The organism is Mucilaginibacter paludis DSM 18603, assembly GCF_000166195.2.
GTDB lineage: Bacteria > Bacteroidota > Bacteroidia > Sphingobacteriales > Sphingobacteriaceae > Mucilaginibacter > Mucilaginibacter paludis.
The window spans coordinates 5,874,013-5,898,820 of sequence record NZ_CM001403.1; the positions used below are offsets into that span (position 1 = coordinate 5,874,013).

The 24,808-nt window shown below is 46.1% G+C and carries 20 protein-coding genes; 4 read left to right on the plus strand and 16 right to left on the minus strand.

The features are described 5' to 3' along the window. Nucleotides 1-57 precede the first annotated feature (57 nt). Nucleotides 58-729, plus strand: coding sequence for a TetR/AcrR family transcriptional regulator (locus tag MUCPA_RS24710; protein ID WP_040626391.1), 672 nt, complete (start codon nucleotides 58-60; stop codon nucleotides 727-729). 92 nt (nucleotides 730-821) lie between these two features. Here MUCPA_RS24710 and MUCPA_RS24715 read toward each other — a convergent pair whose 3' ends face one another. The 16 genes from MUCPA_RS24715 to MUCPA_RS24785 form a co-directional block, all read right to left on the minus strand. Next, nucleotides 822-1,073 (minus strand): hypothetical protein, encoded by a 252-nt coding sequence (locus tag MUCPA_RS24715; RefSeq protein WP_008510109.1) that lies wholly within the window; start codon nucleotides 1,071-1,073, stop codon nucleotides 822-824. Between the two features lie 54 nt (nucleotides 1,074-1,127). After that, nucleotides 1,128-1,877 (minus strand): hypothetical protein, encoded by a 750-nt coding sequence (locus MUCPA_RS24720; protein WP_008510110.1) that lies wholly within the window; start codon nucleotides 1,875-1,877, stop codon nucleotides 1,128-1,130. A 22-nt stretch (nucleotides 1,878-1,899) separates the two neighbouring features. After that, entirely contained in the window at nucleotides 1,900-4,800 is a 2,901-nt protein-coding gene (locus tag MUCPA_RS24725) for a TonB-dependent receptor (protein ID WP_008510111.1), read from the minus strand. An 82-nt stretch (nucleotides 4,801-4,882) separates the two neighbouring features. Beyond that, nucleotides 4,883-5,101, minus strand: a complete 219-nt coding sequence (locus tag MUCPA_RS38975) for a hypothetical protein (RefSeq protein WP_233276788.1) — start codon at nucleotides 5,099-5,101, stop codon at nucleotides 4,883-4,885. 167 nt (nucleotides 5,102-5,268) lie between these two features. Beyond that, complete coding sequence (locus MUCPA_RS36385; RefSeq protein WP_008510113.1) at nucleotides 5,269-6,237, minus strand: FecR family protein; 969 nt, start codon at nucleotides 6,235-6,237, stop codon at nucleotides 5,269-5,271. An 86-nt stretch (nucleotides 6,238-6,323) separates the two neighbouring features. Next, a complete protein-coding gene (locus tag MUCPA_RS24735) occupies nucleotides 6,324-6,917 on the minus strand; it encodes an RNA polymerase sigma factor (protein ID WP_008510114.1) in 594 nt (197 codons plus the stop codon). Between the two features lie 425 nt (nucleotides 6,918-7,342). Then, on the minus strand, nucleotides 7,343-8,095 hold the full coding sequence (locus tag MUCPA_RS24740; RefSeq protein ID WP_008510115.1) for a hypothetical protein: 753 nt from the start codon (nucleotides 8,093-8,095) through the stop codon (nucleotides 7,343-7,345). Nucleotides 8,096-8,105: 10 nt separating this feature from the next. After that, nucleotides 8,106-11,288 (minus strand): TonB-dependent receptor, encoded by a 3,183-nt coding sequence (locus tag MUCPA_RS24745; RefSeq protein WP_008510116.1) that lies wholly within the window; start codon nucleotides 11,286-11,288, stop codon nucleotides 8,106-8,108. A 157-nt stretch (nucleotides 11,289-11,445) separates the two neighbouring features. Then, entirely contained in the window at nucleotides 11,446-12,435 is a 990-nt protein-coding gene (locus MUCPA_RS24750; protein ID WP_008510117.1) for a FecR family protein, read from the minus strand. A 109-nt stretch (nucleotides 12,436-12,544) separates the two neighbouring features. Continuing rightward, on the minus strand, nucleotides 12,545-13,120 hold the full coding sequence (locus MUCPA_RS24755) for an RNA polymerase sigma factor (RefSeq protein ID WP_008510118.1): 576 nt from the start codon (nucleotides 13,118-13,120) through the stop codon (nucleotides 12,545-12,547). 66 nt (nucleotides 13,121-13,186) lie between these two features. Continuing rightward, nucleotides 13,187-13,378, minus strand: coding sequence for a hypothetical protein (locus MUCPA_RS24760; protein ID WP_040626393.1), 192 nt, complete (start codon nucleotides 13,376-13,378; stop codon nucleotides 13,187-13,189). A 64-nt stretch (nucleotides 13,379-13,442) separates the two neighbouring features. Further along, nucleotides 13,443-14,189: a hypothetical protein gene (locus tag MUCPA_RS24765; protein ID WP_008510119.1), complete on the minus strand. Its 747-nt coding sequence runs from the start codon at nucleotides 14,187-14,189 to the stop codon at nucleotides 13,443-13,445. Nucleotides 14,190-14,199: 10 nt separating this feature from the next. Further along, the gene (locus MUCPA_RS24770; protein WP_008510120.1) at nucleotides 14,200-17,346 is read right to left on the minus strand and encodes a TonB-dependent receptor domain-containing protein; all 3,147 of its coding nucleotides are present in this window, start codon (nucleotides 17,344-17,346) and stop codon (nucleotides 14,200-14,202) included. 222 nt (nucleotides 17,347-17,568) lie between these two features. Continuing rightward, nucleotides 17,569-18,525 (minus strand): FecR family protein, encoded by a 957-nt coding sequence (locus MUCPA_RS24775; protein WP_008510121.1) that lies wholly within the window; start codon nucleotides 18,523-18,525, stop codon nucleotides 17,569-17,571. A 67-nt stretch (nucleotides 18,526-18,592) separates the two neighbouring features. Beyond that, entirely contained in the window at nucleotides 18,593-19,192 is a 600-nt protein-coding gene (locus tag MUCPA_RS24780; RefSeq protein ID WP_008510122.1) for an RNA polymerase sigma factor, read from the minus strand. 227 nt (nucleotides 19,193-19,419) lie between these two features. Beyond that, complete coding sequence (locus MUCPA_RS24785) at nucleotides 19,420-20,397, minus strand: AraC family transcriptional regulator (protein ID WP_008510123.1); 978 nt, start codon at nucleotides 20,395-20,397, stop codon at nucleotides 19,420-19,422. A gap of 105 nt (nucleotides 20,398-20,502) precedes the next feature. Between MUCPA_RS24785 and MUCPA_RS24790 the strand changes: the two genes are divergently transcribed. Genes MUCPA_RS24790 through MUCPA_RS24800 form a run of 3 tightly spaced genes read left to right on the plus strand, consistent with a single transcriptional unit; the run spans nucleotide 20,503 to nucleotide 24,175 of the window. Beyond that, complete coding sequence (locus MUCPA_RS24790) at nucleotides 20,503-21,264, plus strand: SDR family NAD(P)-dependent oxidoreductase (RefSeq protein WP_008510124.1); 762 nt, start codon at nucleotides 20,503-20,505, stop codon at nucleotides 21,262-21,264. 28 nt (nucleotides 21,265-21,292) lie between these two features. Next, nucleotides 21,293-22,519, plus strand: coding sequence for an enolase C-terminal domain-like protein (locus MUCPA_RS24795; protein ID WP_008510125.1), 1,227 nt, complete (start codon nucleotides 21,293-21,295; stop codon nucleotides 22,517-22,519). 3 nt (nucleotides 22,520-22,522) lie between these two features. Beyond that, on the plus strand, nucleotides 22,523-24,175 hold the full coding sequence (locus tag MUCPA_RS24800) for a sodium:solute symporter (RefSeq protein ID WP_008510126.1): 1,653 nt from the start codon (nucleotides 22,523-22,525) through the stop codon (nucleotides 24,173-24,175). The last annotated feature ends 633 nt before the right edge of the window (nucleotides 24,176-24,808 follow it).

The window sequence follows — 24,808 nt, forward strand, 5'->3', positions numbered from 1 at the left end:
AATTGAGATACGATTTTGTTTTGCTTAATTGCTATCTTTGATGAAAGTTTTGCAATAATGGAATTTCAGGTTAAGTTTGCGATCAACGAAAAGATATTTTTACGCAATCCCGAAAGTAGTGAGGTAGGTAAGCTGATGGTAAAAAAGGCGATAGACCTGGTATACGAACTGGGTTTTGAACACTTTACCTTTAAAAAGTTAGCCATAGAAATAAACTCTACTGAAGCTACCATATACCGTTATTTTGAAAATAAGCACCGGTTATTACTTTATATATTGAACTGGTATTGGTGCTACATGGAATTTTTAGTAACGTTTAAATTACAGAACGTTACAGACAAAAAAGAACAGTTAAAGATTATTGTACATTTATTAACCCATGAGCTTGCCGAGAGCGCTAACAGGTTTGATTATAACAAAAAGTATCTCAACCAGATTGTAATATCCGAAAGTAGTAAGGCATACCTGGTGAAGGATGTGGCGGCCATCAATAAAGATGAAGTTTTTAAACCCTATAAAGATCTCTGTGTTAAAATTGCCGAAGTGATATCCGCCTACAATCCGGATTACAAATTCCCCCGATCACTGAGTACCACACTGATTGAAACATCTCATCATCAGCAATTTTTTAGCGTTAATCTTCCTAAACTAACCGATATATGTTCTGAAAATATGCTGGATTTTGCCTTTCAGTTTATACAGGATCTATTGTTCCAGGTATTAGGTTAATCATTGGGAAGCAAGTAACCTTTAAAGCCGGTTGGTAAGCCATGTTGAAAAACTGAGTGCTGTAATGTGCTTAAGTTCTGCTAATTAATGCGTTACATTGAACTGTCCTTGGAGTTTAGTATAAAGATGGTAATGAAAAAAAGTACGGTGAGCAGTAAACCGCCCCTGCTAAGCAGTAAACGGGTAAAGCGTTCATCATATTCGGGGTTGCAAAAAAAATGCCTGACTTGCGCATTTCTGGATAAAGTTTTCCGGTAGTACCTGCGGTCGACCCGGTGCGCGAATAAGACGATCATCATATCCAATACAATTAATATGACGATGGTAGATTGTGTGGTGGTCATGTTTTTAAATACAAAAAGGCAGGCTTTTCAGGGCGCTGCCTTTTTTAATCGTTATTATAATGCGATGCTGTCTGAACTCACTTCCCCGGAAGTATCATATAAGTTAAAAATGTAGTTAGCGCCACCATCAACCTGGGGCAGCACAAAAAAGTCCTGGCCGGAAGACGGCATGTTTACAAATTGCCCGGTAGCCCGGTCTTTGATCCTGCCGACAAAAACATTGATTAATCCATTCGCTTTATCACCGAAATAATAAGGCAGTAACACGGCAGAAGCAGTTAGCTTGATGTTTTGAAAATTAATAAGCGTTTTGTTGTAGTCTTCCAGCGTGCCGGTATTATAATCATAATAAAAAATGCAAAGATCATAAGCCGGGTAGGCTTTATAAAAATCTCCCAGGCTGTTCAGGAATTGTATAGACATGCTGTCCTGCTGCACCGGCTTACTGCTAATCCAGCCCGAAATCCCCAGGTCTTTATTGTAAGCGACTTTATAGGTGGATAACTGATTCTTGTTGAGGTTCACTACCGTGTCGGCCACGAGCTGATCTGTGCCTTTTACAAAAACTGCCAGTTTGGTGTTTGAGCCTGTTTCCACGGTTGTTCCCGGTTGCATTAGCGGCAAATCGCCTATCTTCTTTCCCTGGTACCTAACCTCCAGGGCAGGCGTGCCCGGCAAAGCCGCCACTTCCACCAGCACCCTGGCGTAATAGGTCTTATTTGGCAATTCTTCCTTTTTAGCGCAGGAAGCCAGCAATAAAATACCGCCTGCAAAGAGTAATAGATTTGTTTTTATAGTTTTCATCGACATATCGTTTAGCTGATCATTAAAAATTATAGTTGATACTTAATCCGTAAGTACGGCCCGGATTGGCCTGGTAATCGATAAAATCTCCTTTTTCGTAAAACAGTGTTTTGGAATCAACACCGTTGCGTTTGGAATACACCCTGCTGGCCTTGTTGAGCAAATTGCTCACATTGAATTTGAGTTGCGCTTTGTCTTTCAGTAGGTTCAGCGAGAATTGTCCGTCAAATGAAGGCAGCGGGGTTTCGAATAAAGATTCCTGGTAAACATCTGCCGCGCGGAATACCCGGTTAGTGATATAGTTATAGCTTAAGCTGAGCGAAAAAGGTTTAGCATCGTAATATAGACCGGCGTTATAAGTATAATTGCTCGCACCTGCCTGCGGACGCTCCACTTCCGGGCCGGGGTTATCGGTTACTATGATCTTGTTCGGTTGCGCAGGGTCCGAATTGCGGTATATAACCGTCATGGGGGTTACTTTGGCAAAAAGGCGGGTAAAGTTGCCATATATCGTTAGGTTACGTAGTACCGGCAGCCCGGTAAAAGCAAAGGATTTACGTGCTTCAATCTCAATGCCCTTATTTTTAGCCGATTGGTCATTCCGGAGTTCGTATTGCCGGTTTCCATCTGAATAGATCTCCATCGGGTATTTCAGCTTTTTATAGAAAAGCGAAAAGGATAGGATTTCTCCGGCATTTGGGAACCATTCGTAGCGAAAATCAAAGTTGTCGATCTTCGTCGAGCGGATCGGCGTATTGCTTTGGTAGGTACCACCCAGTTCAAAATCATATTCCCTGAAATAGGCCAGTTCCCGCAGGTCGGGCCGGATGATACTTTTGGCGTAGGATAAGCGCAGGTTCATTTTAGGGCTTAAGCTATAGGTTAGCGCTGCGGAAGGAAACAAGTTGAACTTCGGCTCCAGACCAAATACATCGCTATAGTCCGTAACATCCTTATTCTTGTCGATCTGATTTTTTACAAAAGTCTCCAGTAAAGTGTTCACGCGGTTCAGATCATAATATTCCCCGCGCAGGCCGCCAACCACCCGCAGTTTGCTGCCGATCTTGCTGTCCAGCATAACATACCCTGCATGCAAAGTTGCTTTGTTATGGTACTGATCGCTGAAATCACTGATGGTGATTTTGCCGTCAGGGTGCGTTGCCGGATCAAATGTTTCGCTGATGGGCTGCGGATCACTGCTGCCGAAGAATTGTGAAGAGGTGTTAGCTACCCAAAACAGGCGGTCTTTCTGCCAGCCTGCGTACCCGGTTTTAAAACTGTTGTTCCACGCGGTATTAGCTACGCTAAATTTCAGCGGTATGGTCAGGTCCAGGTTCCAGCCCAGGTTCTTTTCATATGAACGACTCCAGTTCCGTAAAACGCCGGCCGAAAGCAGGTTGCTTTCCGGGTTCATGATACTGAAATCAGAGGTGGCATTGCCAGGATTGTCAGTTGCGCTGCCCACATACCTGGCATCCAGTTGGTGGTTATCCGGTTTTTGGCGATCGAGCGTAGTGTAGCTTAAAAGCCAGTTCAATTTAATGCCTTTGCCGCCAAATGCCTTTTCGCCCTTTAGCTGGTTTTGCAGCATACTGGTTTGCGTAGTCAGGTCATAATAACCAACTGACTGCCCGTAGTCATTTTTATCGCCGGTACCCAAAATCAGTTGTTGATCGAGCGTACGCAGATAAATGCTTTGTAAGCCCAGTTTAAACTGTTTCCCGGTATAGCCAATACCGGCTATACCCCCAATGTTGGTGGTGAAACTATAACGGTTTCCAGTAAACCCATATAATTCTTCCTGCGAGTCGCTGCCTCCATAGCCGTTCCGGCCCATGATCACATCCGAAGTCTGCCAGGTATTGCGATAACTGGCTGAGGCGATGATGCCGATCTGGTCGTTATTCTTCAAATTGATTACCCGCCCGAAAGAGGCCTGGAAATTAGGTGATACCGGCGGGCTGTAATTGTACAGTTTCCAATTATTGGCGAACAGTTTGGCATCCGAACCTTGTGCGGCATAGGCTGCCCGGATATCATCCACATTCTTCCAGTCTGTACGGCCCAGTAAAGTACGATCGGATGAGGCCGTGGCTAAGTAATTCCGGCCGCTGATGTTAAGGCCACGAAAATTCTTACCGGTAGTTTTGTCGTTATAACTCTCGCCGAAGGTGATGTTCAGGTAGTTCTCGGTTGGGATATTCTTGGTATTCACCTCCACCAGGCCGCCGCCAAACTCAGCGCTTTTATCGGGGTTAATGGTTTTATAGATGGTGATGTTATCCACCATATTGGCGGGGATGATATCAAAAGAGAATTGTTTGCGGTTCATTTCGGTGCTGGGCATCACCTGGCCATTCATCATCGTGCTGTTATAACGTTCGCCGAGTCCACGCACTACCACAAATTTATTTTCCAATACGTTTACACCGCTTACGCGCTTCAAACTTTCCCCAATGTTCTTATCCGGCGTCCTGGCGATCTGTTCGGCGCTAATGCCGTCGGTCATGGCCGCATTATTTTTTTGTTTGGCATAGAGGCCTTCTACCGATGATTTTTTATAATCGCCAGTGATGGTTACCGTGTTCAGGGCGTTGTATGCCGGCACCATAGCGATATCCAGCGGAGTGGTTTTGTTTTCGGCTACGGCAATGCCGGTGATGCTTTTGGTTTGGTAAGAAACATAACTCACCTCCAGCGTGTAATTACCAGGTGCTAAAGTTAGCTGATAGGTGCCGTCCACCTTGGTCTGGATACCCTGCCCGGTTTCACCTACCTTGATAGTTGCGCCGGGAAGCGCTAAGCCTTTTTCGTCCAGCACTTTGCCGCTGATCTTACCGGGCGCTGCCGGGGGTGGAAGTTTACTGACCGCTATGGCACCGTTAATCTGCTCGAAACGCAGCCTTTGTTCTTTGGCTAACATTTGAAGTACTTTATCCAGGCTGATACGCTTAACATTAAGGACTACCGGGTAAAGCTTCCCCAGTTCTTCGGTGTAAACAAAATTAAACCCCGATTGGCCCGACAGATCGATCCGTCAGCAGCGCATGCAGGCTGGCTTTTGTAGTGTTAACGGAAACTATAGCCTGGTCCAGGCGCTGCGACCTGACTTCGGAGGCGAAAAGTACACCGCTGAGGGTGAAGGAAATAACGGTCACCATCATGGTTAGGCGCGTCATAAAATATAATAGTTTAATTACACTACTTTTTGTAGAATTGTACATAGCTTTTTTAAAATGATTATTGGTTGCAATCTGATGGATCATGAAGCTTACCGAGCGGGAGTGGTGGTACACTTTCGCTCTTTTTCATCAATCCTTTATTCTATCGGTACATATAGGAACACTTTCTTAAATAATACCTCCTGCTTTAGGGTAAATGATTGAATAGTTTAGCCGATGGTTACTTTTTTACCGCTGATGTGATAAGGAAAGTTCCCGCCCGAAATACTTAACAACTTGAGGATATTGGCCAGGCTTTCTTTTTTTACTTTCAGTTGGAACCGTTTGTTCAGCAATGACCTGTCTTTAAAGGTAAAGGTTACACCGTACTGCTGGCTGAGGCTCTTACTGATGTTCTCCAGCGTTTCCATCCGGAAATTAAGCACATTTTGCTGCCAGCTGCCGATATCCGCAACCAGTAAATTGCTTTTCGCATAGCGTTTACTGGCGCTGTTATAAGCCAGCTGCTCACCAGGTATCAGCATATACACTTTTTTATTTTTATCGCTGCTGCCCCATACACCAACTTTACCCGTCGCTACCGCCACCTCTGTATTTGTTTCGCCGGGATAGGCATGAATGTTATAAGAGGTTCCGAGCACCTGTACCCGGACCTGGCGGGTATGAACAATAAAAGGATGCCGGGGATCATGTACAACGGTAAAAAAGGCTTCGCCGCTTAGTTTGATTTCACGGATATTGCTACTGAACGTTTCAGGGTAAGTGATGGTTGACCCGCTATTGAGGGAGATCACCGAACCGTCTGGCAGGGTAACCTGTTTTTTAATACCGGGCGCGGTGCTAACCTGAAGCCATACGATGGGTTGTGCGCCATGATGGGCAGCTTTGAAAATCAGCAAACCTGCCGAGGCAACCAGCAATAAAGCAGCGGCTATTTTTAAAATAGGTAGCCATAGCATCCTGATCCGGGCCGGCTTTTGATGCTTAGCTACCCAATTAATGGCGCGTGTAGTTGCTTCTCCGGCGGCACGTTTAATTTCATCATCTCCGGGCAGCGGATAGCCCTCCGTTTCAAAGCTATCGTACCAGTCTCTGATCTGTTTAAACTCTTCCGGTGTGCAAAGGCCGGCCTCATACTTTTCGGCCAGTGCTTTCAGCTGATTGTCCTGTGTTCTCATTCACCAGTATAATCAAGCAAAACGGCCTTTTATACTATTAAATAATCAACACCAGTTCGTTAAGTTTATGTAAAGAAAATCCAAAGCTACAGATCGCCAAACCAGCAGGCAGATGCCAGGGCCAGCACAAAGGCGAGGTTATCCTTTTTGAGGTAGGCCCGCAACGATTGCAGGGCAGTTGATAAATAATTCCTGACGGTTTGTTCGTTCAATCCAAGTTGTACCGCGATCTCCCGGACGGAAAGTCCCTCCTGCCGGCTTAAGCGGAACACCTCCTGTACGGCCTTGGGCATCTTCAGCAATTCATCTTCAAATTCCTGCCGTAGTTCGGCCGCCATCAGCGCGTCCTCAACCGGTGGATGAGCCGGTTCATCGAGTAAAGCCATAGCACTTTCAAACCCGGCTCTTTTCTTGCGGAAAAGGTACTCGTTCACGATGGCGTAATGAGCGGCACGTGTCAGGTATGGCGCAAAGGAATTTTCGATCACCAGGCTATTACGCCGGGTCCACAGGGTGATGTAGATGTTCTGGAGCATATCCTTGGTATCTTCTTCATCGCCTACTCTTTTATAGATCTGCCGGTAGAGTTGCTCCTCATAACGGCGCGCTACAATAGCGAAGGCCTGTCCATTGTCCTGCTGCAACAACAGCCATAATTCAGTATCTGATAAATGCTCCACCGCTGCTAAAATAGCTAAAGTAGATTAAACTGGTATTAAGTTAAGCTATAAAGCTATTGATACCCACATTTGTTGATAACAGTTCCCGGCAGTGCTTGCGTATCGTCAATTGCAGCGCGCCTTTCAGCCGGAAAGGAAATTAATCATCCGGGAAAATGAGCAGCCAGCATACGGAGCCCATCAATGCGACGAGAAGCCCCGAAATCAGCAAGCTGGGGTTGTGTTTGTGCTGTTGGTGATTTTTTTCGTTAGCTTGGGTCATGGACGAATGTAACGGATCAGCAATTGCCTAAGGTGCCTGTGCGTTTGATGGTCATGTTTTAAACAAAAAGGCAGGCTTTTCAGGGCGCTGCCTTTAACGGGGACATTGCTTATATTCTACAAACTTTTCACCCGTTTAGAATTTCTGTCTTAACAAATAGCTATTACAGTTCAACAGCAGGTATTGAGCTGTGGATGTTGTCGTCATCAATAGGATAAATCACGGAACGACCACCTGAGCCCACCTGTTCAAAAATGAAAAAATCATTTCCCGAGTTGAACGTAATAAACTGCCCTGTTGCCCGGTCCTTTATTTTGCCTAAATAAAAAATAGGAGAACTGTTATCCGAGGGTTGAGCCCAGGGTAAGGTAATGACCACCGGATACAATTTAACATTTTGAAAATCCGGTATCACAAGGCCTTGTTGTACAAATTCGCCGGTATTGGAATCATAGTAATACAAATAAAAATCATACGCCGGATAGGTTTTGTTGAAGTTTGAAAGGCCGTTTAGTAGCTGTAAAGCAATACTATCCTGTGAGACCGGCTTGCTGTTGACCCAGCCTGTAATACCTAAAGTTTTGTCATAAGCTACCCTGAAACTTCTCAACTCTCCTTTTTTTAAATTTAAAACGGTATCAGCAACCAGTTCCCCAGTGCCTTTGACATATACGGACATCAGCACATTGGTGCCAATCTCAACACTAACACCAGATATGCCATTTACCCCCAGGGGCGCATCGCCAATGGGCTTATTTTGATAGCGTACTTCCAGTTTGGGTGTGCCGGGCAAATTAGCTACAAATACCTGCACCTTTGCATAATACGTTTTTGTAGCTAATTCATCCTTCTTAGTACATGCGCTAAACAATACCGGTACGGCAAACAGGGCTATTAATATTTTAATGCTTTTCATAATTGTGTTTTTAAAAATTATAGTTAAAACTTAAGCTATAAGTACGCCCAGGCGAAGCCTGGTAATTGATAAAGTCTCCCTTCTCATACAAAAGTGTACTGGCCAGGTCCCCCTGCCGTTTTTGATAAACCCGGTTTGATTTATTGAGGAGATTGCTCAAGTTCACTTTAACCTGCCCCTTATTCTTCAGCACGTTTACCGCTATCTGTCCGTCGAGAGAGGGTAGCGGGGTTTCGAATAGAGATTCTTTGTAAACCTCTGATGCACGGAAAACCCGGTTGGTGACATAGTTATAGCTCAGGCTGAGGGAAACCGGTTTGCTGTCGTAATAAATACCGGCATTGTAGGTATAATTACTTGCACCGGCCTGCGGCCTGTCTACTTCTGGCAGCGCTACATCAACAACCGTTATTTTTCCTTCACGGCCGGGAAAGTTGGCGTTATAAACTACCTTCATCGGTGTTACTTTGGCAAACAAGCGTGTAAAATTGCCATACAAGGTGAGGTTACGTAATACAGGCAGTCCGGTAAAAGCAAACGACTTGCGGGCCTCCAGTTCGATACCTCTATTTTTTGCGGAGAGATCGTTCCGGAGTTCATAAGTACGGTTGCCCAGGTCATAAATCTCCATGGGGTGCAACAGCTTTTTATAGAACAGGGATACGGAAAGTATATCGCCTGCGTTAGGGTACCATTCATAACGGAAATCCAGGTTGTCGATCTTGGTGGACCGGATCGGTGACTGGCTTTGGTAGATGCCGCCTAATTCGAAATCGTATTCCTGGAAAAAAGAAAGTTCCCGCAGGTCGGGGCGGATAATGCTTTTAGCATAAGCCAAACGCAGGTTCATTTTTGTTGTTAAACTATAAGTAAGCGCCGCCGATGGGAAAAGGTTAAACTTAGGTTCCTTTCCGTACAGATCACTGTAATCCGTCACGTCACTATTCTTCTCAATCTGGGTTTTAACAAACCGGTCCAGTACGGTATTCACGCTGTTCAGATCATAATATTCCCCACGCAGGCCACCGGTAAGGCGGAATTTACCTCCGATCTTACTGTCCAGCATTACGTAACCGGCCTGAAGTGCGGCCTTGTGCTGGTAATCATCCCCAAAACGATTGATCTCTATAGTGCCGCCGGGGTGAAGATTTTGATCAAATACCTCGCTTAGTGGTTGTGGATCGGAAGTGTTATAATTGGATCCCGTGTTCACTACCCAAAACAGGCGGTCTTTACTCCAGCCCGCATAACCTGTTTTAAGCGTATTGTTTAAGGGAATTTTTAAAACATCGAATTTAACCGGCACAGTCAGGTCAAGGTTCCAGCCCAGGTTCTTTTCAAATGACCGGCTCCAGGAACGCAGCACGCCTTTGTCCAGGTTGCTTCGCGGACCGGTAATGCTAAAATCCGAATCGGGCACATCCGGGCCGTCCGTCTCGCTGCCGGTGTAGTGCGCGTCCAGTTGGTGGTTGTCGGGCTTTTGGCGGTCAATCACCGCGTAGCTGAGCAGCCAGTCCAGTTTGATCCCCTTTTTACCGAAAGAATTTTGTCCTTTCAACTGGTTCTGCCAGAGATCGGTTTGCGTGGTCTGATCGAGATAACCAACCGACTGCCCATAATCTTCTTTCACGCCGGTGCCCAATAACAATTGCTGATCAAAGGTGCGCAGGTAAATGCTTTGCAGGCTGGCCTTAAATTGCCGACCGGTATAACCGGCACCTACTATCCCGCCGATATTGGTGGTAAAACCGTAGCGCTTGCCGGTAAAACCATACAATTCATCCTGCTTATCACTTCCCGAATAGCCATTGCGCCCGGAAAGCACATCCGATATCTGCCAGGTATTGCGGTAGCTGGCCGAGGCGATGAAACCGATCTGGTCATTATTTTTCAGGTTGATGACGCGGGCCAGCGAGGCCTGAAAATTGGGCGATACCGATGGCGTATAATTGTACAGTTTCCAATTGTTAGAAAACAGCTTGGGGTCTGAATTATTGGCCGCGTAATAGGCCCTGATATCAGCGCTGCTTTTCCAGTCGGTTTTCCCAAATAAAGTACGATCGCCGGTTGCCGATCCGAAATAGCTGCGTGTACCAATATACTGCCCCCTGAAGTTTTTGCCCGTGGTTTTATCATTGTAACTCTCTCCAAACGTAATATTGAAGGAGTTTTCGGTCGGGATGCTCTTGGTATTGACCTCGATCAGCCCGCCGCCGAACTCGGCGCTTTTATCCGGGTTAATGGTTTTGTAGATGGTAACGTTGTCCACCATGTTGGCGGGGATGATATCAAAAGAAAACTGTTTGCGGTTCAGTTCTGTGCTGGGCATCACCTGCCCGTTCATCATAGTGCCGTTGTATCGTTCGCCCAGGCCCCGTACCACCACATATTTGTTTTCCAGCACGCTCACACCGCTGATGCGTTTGAGCGTTTCGCCGATGTTTTTATCGGGCGTACGGGCGATCTGCTCGGCGCTGATGCCGTCGGTGATGGCCGTATTGTTCTTTTGTTTGGCATAAAGTCCTTCCACTGATGATTTCTTATAGTCGCCGGTGATCACTACCGTGTTCAACTCATTGTTTGCCGGAGTCATGGCGATATCCAGAGGGGTGTTTTTACCCTCCGTTACCAGGATGCCCGTGATGCGTTTGGTCTGGTAAGAAATATAACTGACTTCGAGCGAATAAGTTCCCGAAGGCAGGTTGAGCTGATAGGTGCCATCCACATTGGACTGGATGCCTTGCCCGCTTTCCATCACTTTAATAGTAGCCCCGGGCAGTACCGCGCCTTTTTCGTCCAGCACTTTGCCGCTGATCTTGCCCGGTGCAGCCCTTTTATTGATATAAATATTCTCGCCGTCCTGCCGGAATTCGATATTTGTGTTTTTGAAAAGCGATTCCAGCACAGCTTGCAGGGATTGATTTTCTCCTGCGATGCTGACTGTTTTTTTTGCACCTATCGCGTGTACATTATACATCAGGTTAAAGCCTGATTGTTGCTGCAGGTCCTGCAATACCTTGTCGAGGCTTGCTGATTTGACGTTAATGGAGATTTTGACGTTATTGATGTTTTGCGCTTTACTGTTATTCGCCCACAACGTACCGCTCATGATAACGATGGCCGTGAAAGTGATAAAGGAAAGTTTCATTAGCTTAAATAAATTAAATAGTATCCCATTTAATGTTTTTTTCATTACTTTGATTTGTTTTTAATAAGTATTAAGACCCTTGTTGAAGACATTGAGCCGGGGTTGCTGTCAACAATTCCCGGTTTTTCTGTTCTTATAAATTGAATAGTATTTAGTTCATGCTGCTCTCCTTATCTTTTGATGTGTATATTTATATTTATATTTAATTGCACGGTGGGTTATCGATCCACAATGTTTTACCCTTCATCCTGTATTTAAAATCATTGATCTGTTGCAGCGAGCGCAGCACCTCGCCGATGGGTTTGTTTTTGAATCTGGCCGTGAACAGGCAGTTTTCGCCCGCCGGGCGTTTGAGGATCACGGTGAGCCCGTACCAGTTTTCCAGTTTTCTTTTGATCTCCCGGAAACCGGCATCCCTGAATAACAAGATATTATCCTTCCAGGCATTTTGCTGTAGCATCCCTGTAGCGCGCGTTTCATATTTTCCGGTAAGCGTATTTAACACCAGGCCCTGGTCGGGGCTTAACAGGGCCAGTACCTGCCGCTGCTTCCTGTTGATTTGCATAACCGATACCCTGCCTGTATTTACAGATACGGCGAATTGGTGGTCGTCTGGGTCATTGCTGATGTTGAAGGAGGTGCCCAATACCCGGGTATCAAGATTGCCGGAATGGACAATGAAGGGCTGCTGTGCCTTATGCCTAACCTCAAAGAAAGCTTCCCCCGAATCCAGGTAAACCTCGCGGGTTTGGGCGTTAAATGCTGCAGGATACCTGAACCGGGTGGCACTGTTCAGCCAGATCTTTGAGCGGTCGGGCATGGTCAGTAAAACGCGTTCACCTTTTCGGGTTTGGTAAATGCGGTAGGCTGAAGTTTGTTGGACGGGCGGCGATGAACTGAAATAACGGTAGACAAATACCCCTGTGGTTAAGATCGCCAGTACGGCTGCAATACGTAGGATGGGGCTGATCATGGTATAGAGCACAGCCTTCGTTTGGCGGACCGGCTGGGCTGCCTTTGGCTTTATGCGGTGCAACAGTTCGCCCGCTATCCTGATACGCTGATCGGGCGTTAAGTCTACGGTGTTCTTTTCGGTTTGTTCAAACCAGCGATCAATGGCCGAACGTTCGATGGGCGAAGCCTCGCCTGACAGGTATTTGCTAAATAATTTTTCGAGTTGTTTGATGTCCATGTGATGCCCCTATATACACATGCGTACTCAAAGGGCAAATCGTACTATCTTATACCTGTTACTAAATTGTTAAATAATTAACAACGGCATAGTGCTTACCGTATCGAGATTACAGGCGGGATAATAAAATGAGGATGAACGCTTCTTTCAAACCTGCGCGGAGTTTCTTTAAAGCGGCGCTTAACTGGTTTTTAACGGTCTGCTCCGACAGGTTCAGGCGAAGGGCTATTTCTTTGATACTCAGATTTTCTTCTTTGCTTAGCTGGTAAATTTCCTTTAAACGGGCTGGTAGCGCCGAAATCTCCCGGTCAATGGCCAACATCAGTTCATTTTGTTCCAATGGGTCAAGCGTGGCAATGAATTCGGGCAGCACCACGTTGGTATAGTGGAGTAATTTTTCTTCCTGTTTACTGGCGCTGGCAATCTTGCGTAGCACTTCGTATCGCACGGCGCTGAATAAATAGGCTTCCAGCGTGCCGGTCAGCTCCAGGGCTGCTGCGCGCTGCCAGTAGCCGATGAATACATCCTGAACCGCATCTTTTGCCTCGTCTTCATCCTTTAAGCGCTTCAAAGCAAAAACATACAAATGCTCCCAATAGCGTTTAAAAACCTCATCAAAGGCACCTGCATGGTTCATCCTGACCTTTTCGACTAATGCGGTATCTGCTAATGCTTTTAAATCCATGCCTTGAAAGGCAAAGATAAGGGTAATTTATTACCGGGATATTAAATTGTTTTTTCAGCGTGGAGATCAGCCGGAAAGGAAGTTCAATGCCCGGAAAATGAGCAGCCAGCATACGGAGCCCGTCAATGCGACGAGAAGCCCCGAAATCAGCAAGTTGGGGTTATGGTTGTGCTGTTGGTGATTTTTTTCGTCAGCTTGGGTCATGGACGAATTTGACTGATAAGCAATTGCCCGGTTGCCTGTGCGTTTGATGATCATGTTTTAACAAAAAAGGCAGGCTTTTCAGGGCGCTGCCTTTGCTCTTTTACCGGATCGGGTCCGTTTATAATTGAATGTACCCGTCGCTGTTAATCGCACCAGCGGAACTGGTTAGCGGAACCAGCATGGTACCTCTTTCAACTGAAGTTTGCAATGCAAAAAAATCCCTGTTTCTTGGGGGAAATTTGATGAATTCACCGGTAGCGTTATCCTTAAATTTACCGTAATAAGCCTGAGTTTGCAAATTCGGTTTATCATACCAGTAAGGAAGAATGATCGCCTGGGTCAGTTTTGTTTTTTCGAAGTTATGGATAACGATACCTGTCTCCTTTCTTACCAGTGTAGCGTAATCCATATAAAAAATATACAAGTCCACAGAAGGATGCGCGGTGTAAAAATCCTCCATTTTGTTGAAAATAAGCAAAGCGATAGAGTCAGGCTGTACGGGCTTGGTATTCAGCCAGCCGCTCAAACCCAGATCGGGGATATAGACTACCCGGTAGGAGGATATCTCATTTTTTTTTATGGTGATCGTCGTGTCCGCAATTTTTTGATTGATACCTTTGAGGTATACAGCCAGTTTACCCGATAAGCCAGCCTCCAGCCGAACGCCCGGATTGAGCGGTATATTTCCCAACACCTGGCCCTGATACCTGACCTCCAATCCGGTTGTATCCGGGATTCTTGCTGCCGTGATCATTAATTTGCCATAAAAGCTCTGATTGGGTTTCTCCTGTTTTTTAACACAGGCAGTCAGTAACAGTAATAAACCGCCAGCTGTATACAGCGCTTTTTTAATATCGTTTTTCATGTTGATCAAATTAAAAGTTATAGTTAAAACTTAAGCTATAGGTGCGGCCTGGCGTGGCCTGGTAATCAATAAAATCGCCTTTTTCATAAAAAAGAGTGGTGGCCTGGTCGCCCTGCCTTTTTTTATAAACCCGGTTAGATTTATTCAGCAGGTTGCCCAGGTTCAGTTTAAACTGTCCCTTGTTTTTTAGCAGGCTAACTGTCGCCTGTCCGTCGAGGGAGGGCAGCGGGGTTTCAAATAGAGATTCTTTGTAAACCTCTGACGCCCGGAAAACCCGGTTGGTGACGTAATTATAGCTCAGGCTCAGGGAAACTGGTTTGCTGTCGTAATAGATACCCGCATTGTAGGTATAATTGCTTGCACCGGCCTGCGGCCTGTCTACTTCTGGCAGCGCTACATCAACAACCGTTATTTTGCCTTCACGGCCCGGAAAAGCACTGTTGTAAACCACATTCATCGGCGTTACTTTAGCAAAAAGGCGTGTAAAATTGCCATACAAGGTTAGGTTACGTAATACAGGCAGTCCGGTAAAAGCGAACGACTTGCGGGCCTCCAGTTCGATGCCTTTATTTTTTGCGGAGAGATCGTTCCGGAGTTCATAGGTGCGGTTACCCAGGTCATAGATTTCCATCGGGTGCAGCAACTTTTTGTAAAACAGGGAAAAGGACAGGATATCGCCTGCGTTAGGATACCATTCATATCGAAAATCCAGGTTGTCGATCTTAGTGGAACGTATCGGCGACTGGCTTTGGTAGATGCCACCTAATTCGAAATCGTATTCCTGGAAAAAAGAAAGTTCCCGCAGGTCGGGGCGGATAATGCTTTTAGCGTAAGCCAAACGCAGGTTCATCTTTTTTGTTAAACCATAAGTAAGCGCCGCCGATGGAAAAAGGTTAAACTTGGGTTCCTTTCCGTACAGATCACTGTAATCCGTCACGTCCTTATTCTTATCGATCTGGTTTTTCACAAATCGGTCCAGTACCGTGTTGACGCTGTTCAGATCATAATACTCTCCGCGCAGGCCGCCGGTAAGCCGGAATTTACCGCCTATCTTACTGTCCAGCATCACGTAGCCCGCCTGCAGTGCGGCTTTATGCCGGTAATCGTCGCCAAAGCCGCTGATATCGATGGTGCCGCCGGGGTGAAGGCTTTGGTCGAAAACCTGGCTGAGGGGTTGCGGATCGGAGGCATTATAGTTGGAGCCCGTATTCACTACCCAGAACAGGCGGTCCTTGCGCCAGCCCGCATAACCGGTTTTAAGGGTATTATTGAACGCCGTTTTTAAGAAGTCGAATTTTACGGGGATACTCAGGTCCAGGTTCCAGCCCAGGTTCTTTTCAAATGACCGGCTCCAGGAACGCAGCACGCCTTTTTCGAGGTTACTTTGGGGATCGGCAATACTGAAATCGGAAGCGGGTACATCCGGGCTGTCGGTCGCGCTGCCGATATAGTGGGCATCCATCTGGTGATTATCGGGCTTTTGCCTGTCAATCACCGCGTAGCTTAACAGCCCTTCCAATTTGATACCATGGCTTCCAAATTTCTTCTCCGCCCTGAGCTGGTTTTGCCAGAGATCGGTTTGCGTGGTCAGGTCAAAATAGCCAACCGCAGGCCCGTAATCGTATTTCTCGCCTGTACCTAATAACAATTGCTGATCAAAGGTGCGCAGATAAATGCTTTGCAGGCTGACTTTGAACTGCTGGCCTGTATACCCGGCACCGGCGATGCCGCCCAGATTCGTAGTGAAACCATATCGCTTACCGGCAAAACCGTACAATTCATCCTGCTTATCATTTCCGGTATAGCCGTTACGTCCGGAAAGCACATCCGAGATCTGCCAGGTATTACGGTAACTGGCCGAGGCGATAAAACCGATCTGGTCATTGTTCTTCAGGTTGATAACTCTGGCTAAAGAAGCCTGGAAATTGGGCGATACCGATGGCGTATAATTGTACAGTTTCCAATTGTTAGAAAACAGCTTGGGGTCTGATTTATTGGCCGCATAATAAGCCCGGACATCTGCCGCGCTTGTCCAGTCTGTCCGCCCAAACAAAGTACGGTCTCCGGTTGCCGATCCGAAATAACTCCGTGTTCCGATATATTGGCCTGTAAAATTTTTGCCGGTGGTTTTATCATTGTAACTCTCCCCGATCGTGACGCTGAACGAATTTTCCGTGGGGATGCTTTTGGTATTCACTTCGATCAGGCCACCGCCAAACTCGGCGCTTTTATCCGGGTTGATGGTTTTGTAGATCGTGACATTGTCAACCATGTTAGCGGGAATAATGTCGAAGGAAAATTGCTTACGGTTCAGTTCGGTGCTGGGCATCACCTGCCCGTTCATCATGGTGCCGTTATATCGTTCGCCCAGGCCCCGTACCACCACATATTTGTTTTCCAGCACGCTCACACCGCTGATGCGTTTGAGCGTTTCGCCGATATTTTTATCGGGAGTGCGGGCGATCTGCTCTGCGCTGATGCCGTCGGTGATGGCCGTATTGTTCTTTTGTTTGGCATAAAGCCCTTCCACTGATGATTTCTTATAGTCGCCGGTGATCACTACCGTGTTCAACTCATTGTTTGCCGGAGTCATGGCGATATCCAGAGGGGTGTTTTTACCCTCCGTTACCAGGATGCCCGTGATGCGTTTGGTCTGGTAGGAAATATAACTGACTTCGAGCGAATAAGTTCCCGAAGGCAGGTTGAGCTGATAGGTGCCATCCACACTGGACTGGATGCCTTGCCCGCTTTCCATCACTTTAATAGTAGCCCCGGGCAGTACCGCGCCTTTTTCGTCCAGCACTTTGCCGCTGATCTTGCCCGGCCCGGTCGGTGGGGGTAATGCGCTGACGGAGATCATCTGGTTGATCCGGGTGAACTTGAGCTGATTGGCCTGCGCGAGTGCTTGCAGTACCTGTTTGAGTGACTGATCTTTGGCCTGCAGCCTGATGGGGCTGATGGCGGCCATTTTGGTGGGGTAGGTAAAAGAGAACCCGGATTGTTTTTCCAGTTCGTCGAGTACCTCGCCGAGCCGGGCTTTATTGAAATTTACAGAAATATTGGCTTTATCCATGTCCTGGGCCTTACCGCTAAAGGCGAGTAAGGTCCCGGTCAGGGAGAGCGAGATCGTCAGGACCATAAAGGTTAACCTCATCATAGAAAACAGTAGTTTAATTACAGTTCTTTTTGTAGAATTGTGCATCGTATTGAATGGTTGTTGTGTGTTAGAAACTCGATGGATCAGCAATACGTTGATGAGCGGAAGTGGTGGTACACTTTCGCTTTTTTTATTGGCTGATCCGGTTATTTAGGGTGGGTTGGCTGCTCTATTTTTTCATGCTGTCTTTTATTTAAATTAAGTATTCTGTTGATTATGGGCCTACCAGATCTGTACCTGCCTGCCTTTGATCCGGTAATGGAAGCCATCGCCGGAGAGGCTCAGTGAGGCCAGCACATGGTTCAGGCTTTCATTATTTTGTTTGATATTGAATTGTTCTTGTTGCAGTTTGGTAGCCGGTATGCTGATCTTTACGTTGTACCAGCGCTCCAGTTGCCGGGCAATCTCGCGCAGGTTTTCGCCTTTCAGGATGAGGATGCCTTGTTGCCAGGCGTGCTGATCGTCCGGGTTGACTTGACTTGTGCTGAAAGTTGCCGTTCTGCCGGTATAGGTGAGCTGCTGGCCGGGCAGCAACATTTGCGTAGCTGTTTTAGGTTGAGTACTGTATACGCCAACTTTACCGGAGGCTACCGTCACTTTAGCTTGCGCTTCGCCGGGGAATGCTTTAACGTTAAAAGAAGTACCCAATACCTGGATATGCAGTTGATCAGTACTCACAATGAACGGGCGCCTGGCATCATGCCGTACCTCGAAAAATGCTTCGCCGGTAAGGGTGACACCCCTGGTTTTGCCGTCGAAATTTTCGGCGAAGCGAATGGCCGATGCATTATTGAGGCTGATACGGGTACTATCGGGAAGGATAACGGTTTTGCGTTCGCCTGCCTTGGTGCTGATGGTGGTATAGCTGATGGGTAATTCTTTTGCAGGGTACAGTTTCCTGTAGCCGAAAAGGCCCGCCATAACGGCCAGCAGCAACACGGCAGCGATCTTTAAAAACACAAAGCCGCTTTGCTGTTTTCGCTGCGGCGAGCGGATAGCCCGAAGCACGGCCCGGTTAACTGCTTGTACAGATCGCCTGCGCAAAAGCGGCGGTACCGCTTCGTTTTCCTGCGCTTCGAACCATTCATCTACTTGCCTCGCCTCTTCAGGGCTGCAAGTGCCTGAACGGTAACGTTGCAGGAGTGCTATGTCGGGTATTGTTTGTGGTGTCTTTGCCATTTAACAGTATAATCTGTTGAAATGGGCTTATATACCGTTAATAAATTATTAAACTTTTGTTAGGGAATTAATTTACCGCCAAGGCAGAAGAAATGTACAGGCTGAGCGGCAATAAAACGATCAGTTGGTCGGAGCCGAGACTAAGCCGCAACTTTTTCAGGGCCAGGGTAATGTTGTTTCTGACGGTTTGTTCTGAGATCTGCAACTGAAGGGCGATCTCCCTGGCCGAGAGCTGCTGGTCACGGCTGAGCCGGAAGATCTGCTGCATCGTACCGGGCATCCGGGCAACTTCCTGTTCATATTGCTGCTGGAGCTCACTGGCAATCAGGCCGGTTTCTGCGGGATGGCAAAAGGGTTCATCCTGTTTGGCCAGCAGGCTTTGATAGGCGGTAACCCGCTGGTTTTTGATGGCCAGGTCAATAACGGCATATTTGGCCGAACGGTGCAGGTAGGGATAAATAGACTCCTCGATCCTTATCTTCTCCCGGTTATTCCAAAGCGAAATAAAAATGTCCTGAAGAATGTCTTTGGTGTCGTCATCGTCACGTGTACGCTTGTAAACCAGGTCATATACCAGGCCGCTGTGCCTTTCCAGCAGGACAGCGAAAGCGCGTTCATCATGATCCTGAACCAATGCGAACAGAGCTTTATCGGATAGATCTTTCACTGGTGCGAAGATAATCGCTTCAAGTTAACTTGTTATTAATAATCCTGGGAAAGGTGACAGATCGTCAATCATACAAAATAGTCGCATACGCTATGATGCTTTTTGACAAACAAACTCAATTACAATATTTTAATGTGCTGCTATTATGTTTTATGACGGTAAGCGAGTTGTTTAATGATTGAAGATTCCAGGATTTATTTTTTGATTACATCTCGCCAATTTCTTCGCTATCCCTTTTTGGTATTCCGGTATTGGTTAGGCGATAACCCCATAATGTTGTGAAAAATCCTGGAAAAATAATAGGGGTCGGTATAGCCAATCTTGTCGGCCACTTCTTTAATGCGGATGTCTGTCAGGTCAAGTAACCGGCAGGCATGTTGTATCTTTAGGTGGATAAAATAGTCCATTGGAGACATGCCGGTTTTTTGCCTGAAGAGTTGCGAAAAATACGACGTGGAATAAAAGGCGAACTTGGTTGCCATTTCTTCTACCGTAAGTTTCAGGTGCGTGTTGTCTTTCATAAAAGCTATGGTTTTATCAATTACGGTTTCTTCGCTGTTTTTTAAAAGTTCCATGCGTTTCTCCGGGAAAATAAACGACGCTATAAAATAGTAAAGCGAGAAATTGGCGTAGGTCATGTTGTTGAGCGTATAACCCATCTCCAGGCTGTTATACATTTCTTCCCATAATTGTATGCGCTTGGTATCAAACTTAATAAAGTTGGGCACCAGGAAATTCTCGATAGAAAAAAACTGGTTTAAGGTTTTTAATTTATTGCCGCTAAAGTGTACCCAAAATATAGTCCAGGGGTCATCTTGGTCTGCGCCGTAGCGCATAGCGTTTTGTGTGGCCGGTAAAATAATAAACTGGTTGGCCTTAACCTCGTATTGGCCTGATGCCGTAGAATACCAGCCTTTGCCGTCCATACAATAGATGAGGATGTTGTCTTCGCAGCCCTTTTTTCTTTCGCGGAAATGTGCATGTGCTTTTGGGAAATAACCAATGTAGGTGATGTACAAAGCATTGAGCAAAGGGTTATTTTCGATCTCCTTTTTTAGTACTTTTTTGGGGATGCTGATTAGTTTTTCGCCGGTAAAGCCATCGCGTTTTTTAATTGGGTCCTGCATAAATTCAAATGTGGAAATACTTTTAGAGCTTACCAAAAAAAGCATCAGATAATCCATCATATTCCTTGGATGTTCCATTGAAGTAAGTGAATTGTGAAAGTACTTTAGCTTACATAAATTCATGTTCAATATCGGTGCCCGTACGGGAGCTTTTGATGTTGAACAGCATATAAACCGATTTTAATGTTATTAAAAGATAAGATCATCTTCCTGACGGGCGGAGCCGGCGGTATCGGCTACTTTTGCGCACGTGCTTACGCCCGGGAAGGGGCACGCGTTGTTATAGTTGATAAGTGCAGGGAATGTATCGATATTATTCTGGCCGAACTGGGCGACGGCCATTTGGGTATTGATTGCGATGTATCTGTAGGTCCCGCCGTGAAAAAAGCAGTTGACCAAACCTTACACGTGTATGGGCGCCTGGATGCCATACATAACAATGCTGGCATAGCCCACCCATCCAAAATGCTGCACGAAACATTTGAAGATGAGTGGGATAATTTAATGCGTGTCAATTTAAAAAGCCTGTACTTTACCACTAAATATGGTTTGCCCGCCTTAATTAAATCCAGGGGGACAATTTTAAATACCAGCAGCCTGGTTGGCGAAATTGGGCAGCAGATACATGCGGCTTATACGGCTACCAAAGGCGGCATGAATGCCCTTACCAAATCAATGGCGCTGGATTATGCTGTTCACCACATCAGGGTTAATGCCCTTGCGCCTGCCGGTGTATGGACGCCTATGCTGCGCAAATGGAGTAATGAGCAGCCCGACAAAGCAACCATAGAGCAATATTTAAACGATATACACCTGTTGGGCTATTGCCCGGATGGCGACGTAATTGCAGACGCCGCCGTTTTTTTATTGTCCGATAAGGCACGCTTTATTACCGGTTGCATTTTACCTGTCAGCGGTGGCGCGGAGTTAGGCTACAAAAAATAATTACCAACGTTTAATCCATTATTACATCATGATATCATCTGTTCATACTGAAGATAAAAGGTTTCCGCTCGGTGCCGGTGCGGGGAGCGATGCCATCCACCGCGATCCGGTTTATTCTTATGCCATTACCAACCTGGTGGATGACAGCGGCATTACCGGAACCGGTTTCGCCTTTACTTTAGGCGAAGGTAACGAACTGGTTTGCCAGGCTGCAAAATACTACGCCGATCAGTTGCTGGGGGAAGATATAGAGGAAGTGATGCGCAATTTTGGCGAGCGGTTTAACCGGTTTTCCAATGAGCAGCAGTTCCGGTGGCTGGGGCCGCATAAGGGCGTAGTGCATTTGGCGCTGGCATCGGTAACAAACGCCTGTTACGATCTTTGGGCCAAAAAGCGCGGCTTGCCTTTATGGCAGTTGCTGATAGAGCTCAACGCCGAAGAAATTGTGAATACCCTCGATCTTTCCTATCTGGAAGATGAACTTACACGCCAACAGGCCGTTGACCTTTTAGCTGCCAATAAAGCCACTCAAAACGAGCGCTTATCCATCACAGAAAAAGGCTATCCTGGTTATGATACATCGGTAGGCTGGTTTAATTACGATGACGAAAAGGTGCGCGAAAATTGTAAAAAAGCATTGGCTAACGGTTTTACCGCCATGAAACTCAAAGTAGGTTCGGCAGACCCTGAACGGGATATTCGCCGCGCGCATATGGTGAGAGAGGTTGCTGGTAACGATATTAAAATTATGCTGGATGCCAACCAGCAATGGACCTTGCCCCAGGCTTTGGATATTTGTGCCAGGCTAAAAAGCATGAACCCGTATTGGATAGAAGAGCCTACCCATCCCGACGATGTGCTGGCCCATCAAACCCTGGCCAACGCTATAGCGCCCATTAAGCTGGCCTTAGGCGAGCATGTGCCCAACCGAGTGATTTTTAAAAATTACCTGCAAACCAACAGCGCAGGCTTTATCCAGGTTGATGCCGTACGCGTTGGCGGCGTAAGCGAATTTATTGCCGTGAGCCTGCTTTGCCGTAAGTTTAACATCCCGGTGGTGCCGCATGTTGGCGATATGGGCCAGCTGCACCAGCACCTGGTATTATTTAATCACATCGCTATGGGGCACGAGGCTTTGTTTTTAGAATATATACCGCATCTTAGAGATAAATTTATCCATCCTGCAGTAGTTGAGGGCGGTGTTTACAAAACGCCGCAACAGCCGGGCAGCAGTTGCGATATTAAACCTTTTTAATTAATGATTAGTACCATAGATATTTTGATTTGCATGGCCTACATTGTAGGTATTGTTACCATTGGCTTGTGGTATGGCGCATGGAAACGGAATAAGGTATCGGGTGCCAATTCAAATGATTATTTTTTGGCCGGTAAGTCCATCAAATGGCCTATGGTGGGGCTGTCGTTATTTGCTACCAATATCTCTTGCGTTCATTTAGTGAGCCTGGCCCAGTCGGGTTTTGATACAGGTTTGCTCAACGGTAATTTTGAGTGGATGGCTGCGTTCACGCTCATTTTGCTGGCCTTGTTTTTTGCTCCCTTTTACCTTAAATCAGGCGTGAGTACCTTGCCGGATTTTCTGGAGAAGCGCTATAACCGGGCCTGCCGGGATTGGCTTACCATCATATCCGTATTTTCGGCCGTTATCATTCATATCGCCTTCTCTTTATTAGCAGGTGGTATTGTGCTGGAAACGCTGTTCGGCATCAATATGTATATCAGTGTTTCGGTCATCGCTGTGTTAACGGCGGTTTATACCATTGTTGGCGGTTTACGTGCCGTGGTTGTTACAGAATCTATACAAACCATTGTTTTGGTATGCGGTGCTATACTCATCACGGGTGCCTGCTGGCTCAAAATTGGAGGCTGGGCACCTATGATGGAGGTACTTACCCAGCATCATCAGCTCAATAAATTGTCTATGCTTCGCCCGGCGGGAGATAGCAGCGGAATGCCCTGGTATGCCGTTTTTTTAGGGTACCCGGTTTTGGGTGTTTGGTATTGGTGTGCCGACCAAACCATTGTACAGCGGGTATTGGGTGCCAAAGACGAAAACCATGCCCGTGTGGGTACCTTGTTTTGCGGTTTTTTGAAAGTGTTGCCGGTATTCATTTTTGTATTGCCGGGTTTACTGGCCTATGCTTTGGTACAAAAGGGATTATTAGATATTCATACCCTGAATGGCGTTGATGCGCAGGGCAAGCACGTTGTTAATAGCAAAGGCATATATACCTTAATGATTACGCAGTTATTGCCAACCGGGCTGGTAGGTTTGTTGGTAGCTGCTTTGCTGTCGGGCTTAATGAGCCAGATCTCCGGAGCCTTAAACTCCATATCAACACTAATTAGTTTTGATATGTATAAGCGTTTTGCAGCAAGCACTACCGACAGGCAATTGGTTAGGGTGGGCCGTATTTCGGCAGGTGTGGCTTTAGTGTTGTCTATTGGTTTACTTCCGTTACTAAACCGTTATGAAAGTATCTTTAACGGTTTAAATGATATCATTGCCCATATTGCCCCGCCCATTACCTGTGTTTTTTTATTGGGGGTATTTTGGGGCAAGGCCTCTGCTACGGCGGCCAAGCTTACCTTGTGGTTGGGTTCGCTATTGGGGGTTGTTGTATTTGCCCTCGGTAAATTTTATCCTGACAGCGCATTAGGACATCTGCCCTTTATGATGACGGCGTTTTATCTTTTCTGTTTTTGCCTGTTCCTGCAGGTCAGCCTGTCGTATGTATACCCTGTGAAGCATACCGCTCAAAGCCAGGTTTTATATTGGCATTCGGCATGGGAGCCCTTAGAAAATAAGGGCTGGCCGGGTATCGGTAATTATAAACTCCTTTCTGCTTTACTGGTGCTTACCATGGCTGTTCTGTTCTGGATATTCCGTTAGTGTTAAATTAAAGGCTAAGGCTTCTTTTTTGCAAATTGCGATATTTTAAACAGATGCGGAATCGGTTAAACAGTTGATATTAAATTAAGTGTTTTATATTGTTTTTGATAATGATTTATCCATCTATTTAAAGTTGCAGCGGTTTAAATGCGTTTTATTTAGCTTATAAGGGCGATATTGGGTGGTTTGATGATTCTGTTAAATCATCGTTTTGTCCATCTTTTTAGATGGTTAATCCATTTTGTACCTACTGCATTGTTGTTAGTTTTATTTAACCAAATAAACTAATTAAAATGATGCGAAGATTAAACGATGGGCTCCGAAAGCGCCAGTATTTCCTCTCCTGTAGAACCAGGATACTCCAATTGAATATTGAAAAAAAGATGCCTTGCGGCAGGTTTTTATTCGAGTGAGAACATAGTTACCCTTAGCTTACCCTTACAGATTAAAAAAAGGTATTTCCCTTCAGTTACAAAGCCCTGTTTGATTAATGCATTCAATGTATTGATTTTAATGAGGTTTAAATTACAGCACAAAAAAAGAATGAGAAGCTTTTTAGGATGTTTGTGATGTTGCAGTAATATGTTTAATCCATTATGAAATCCGGACAGGGTGATGAGCTAACTATCAAGT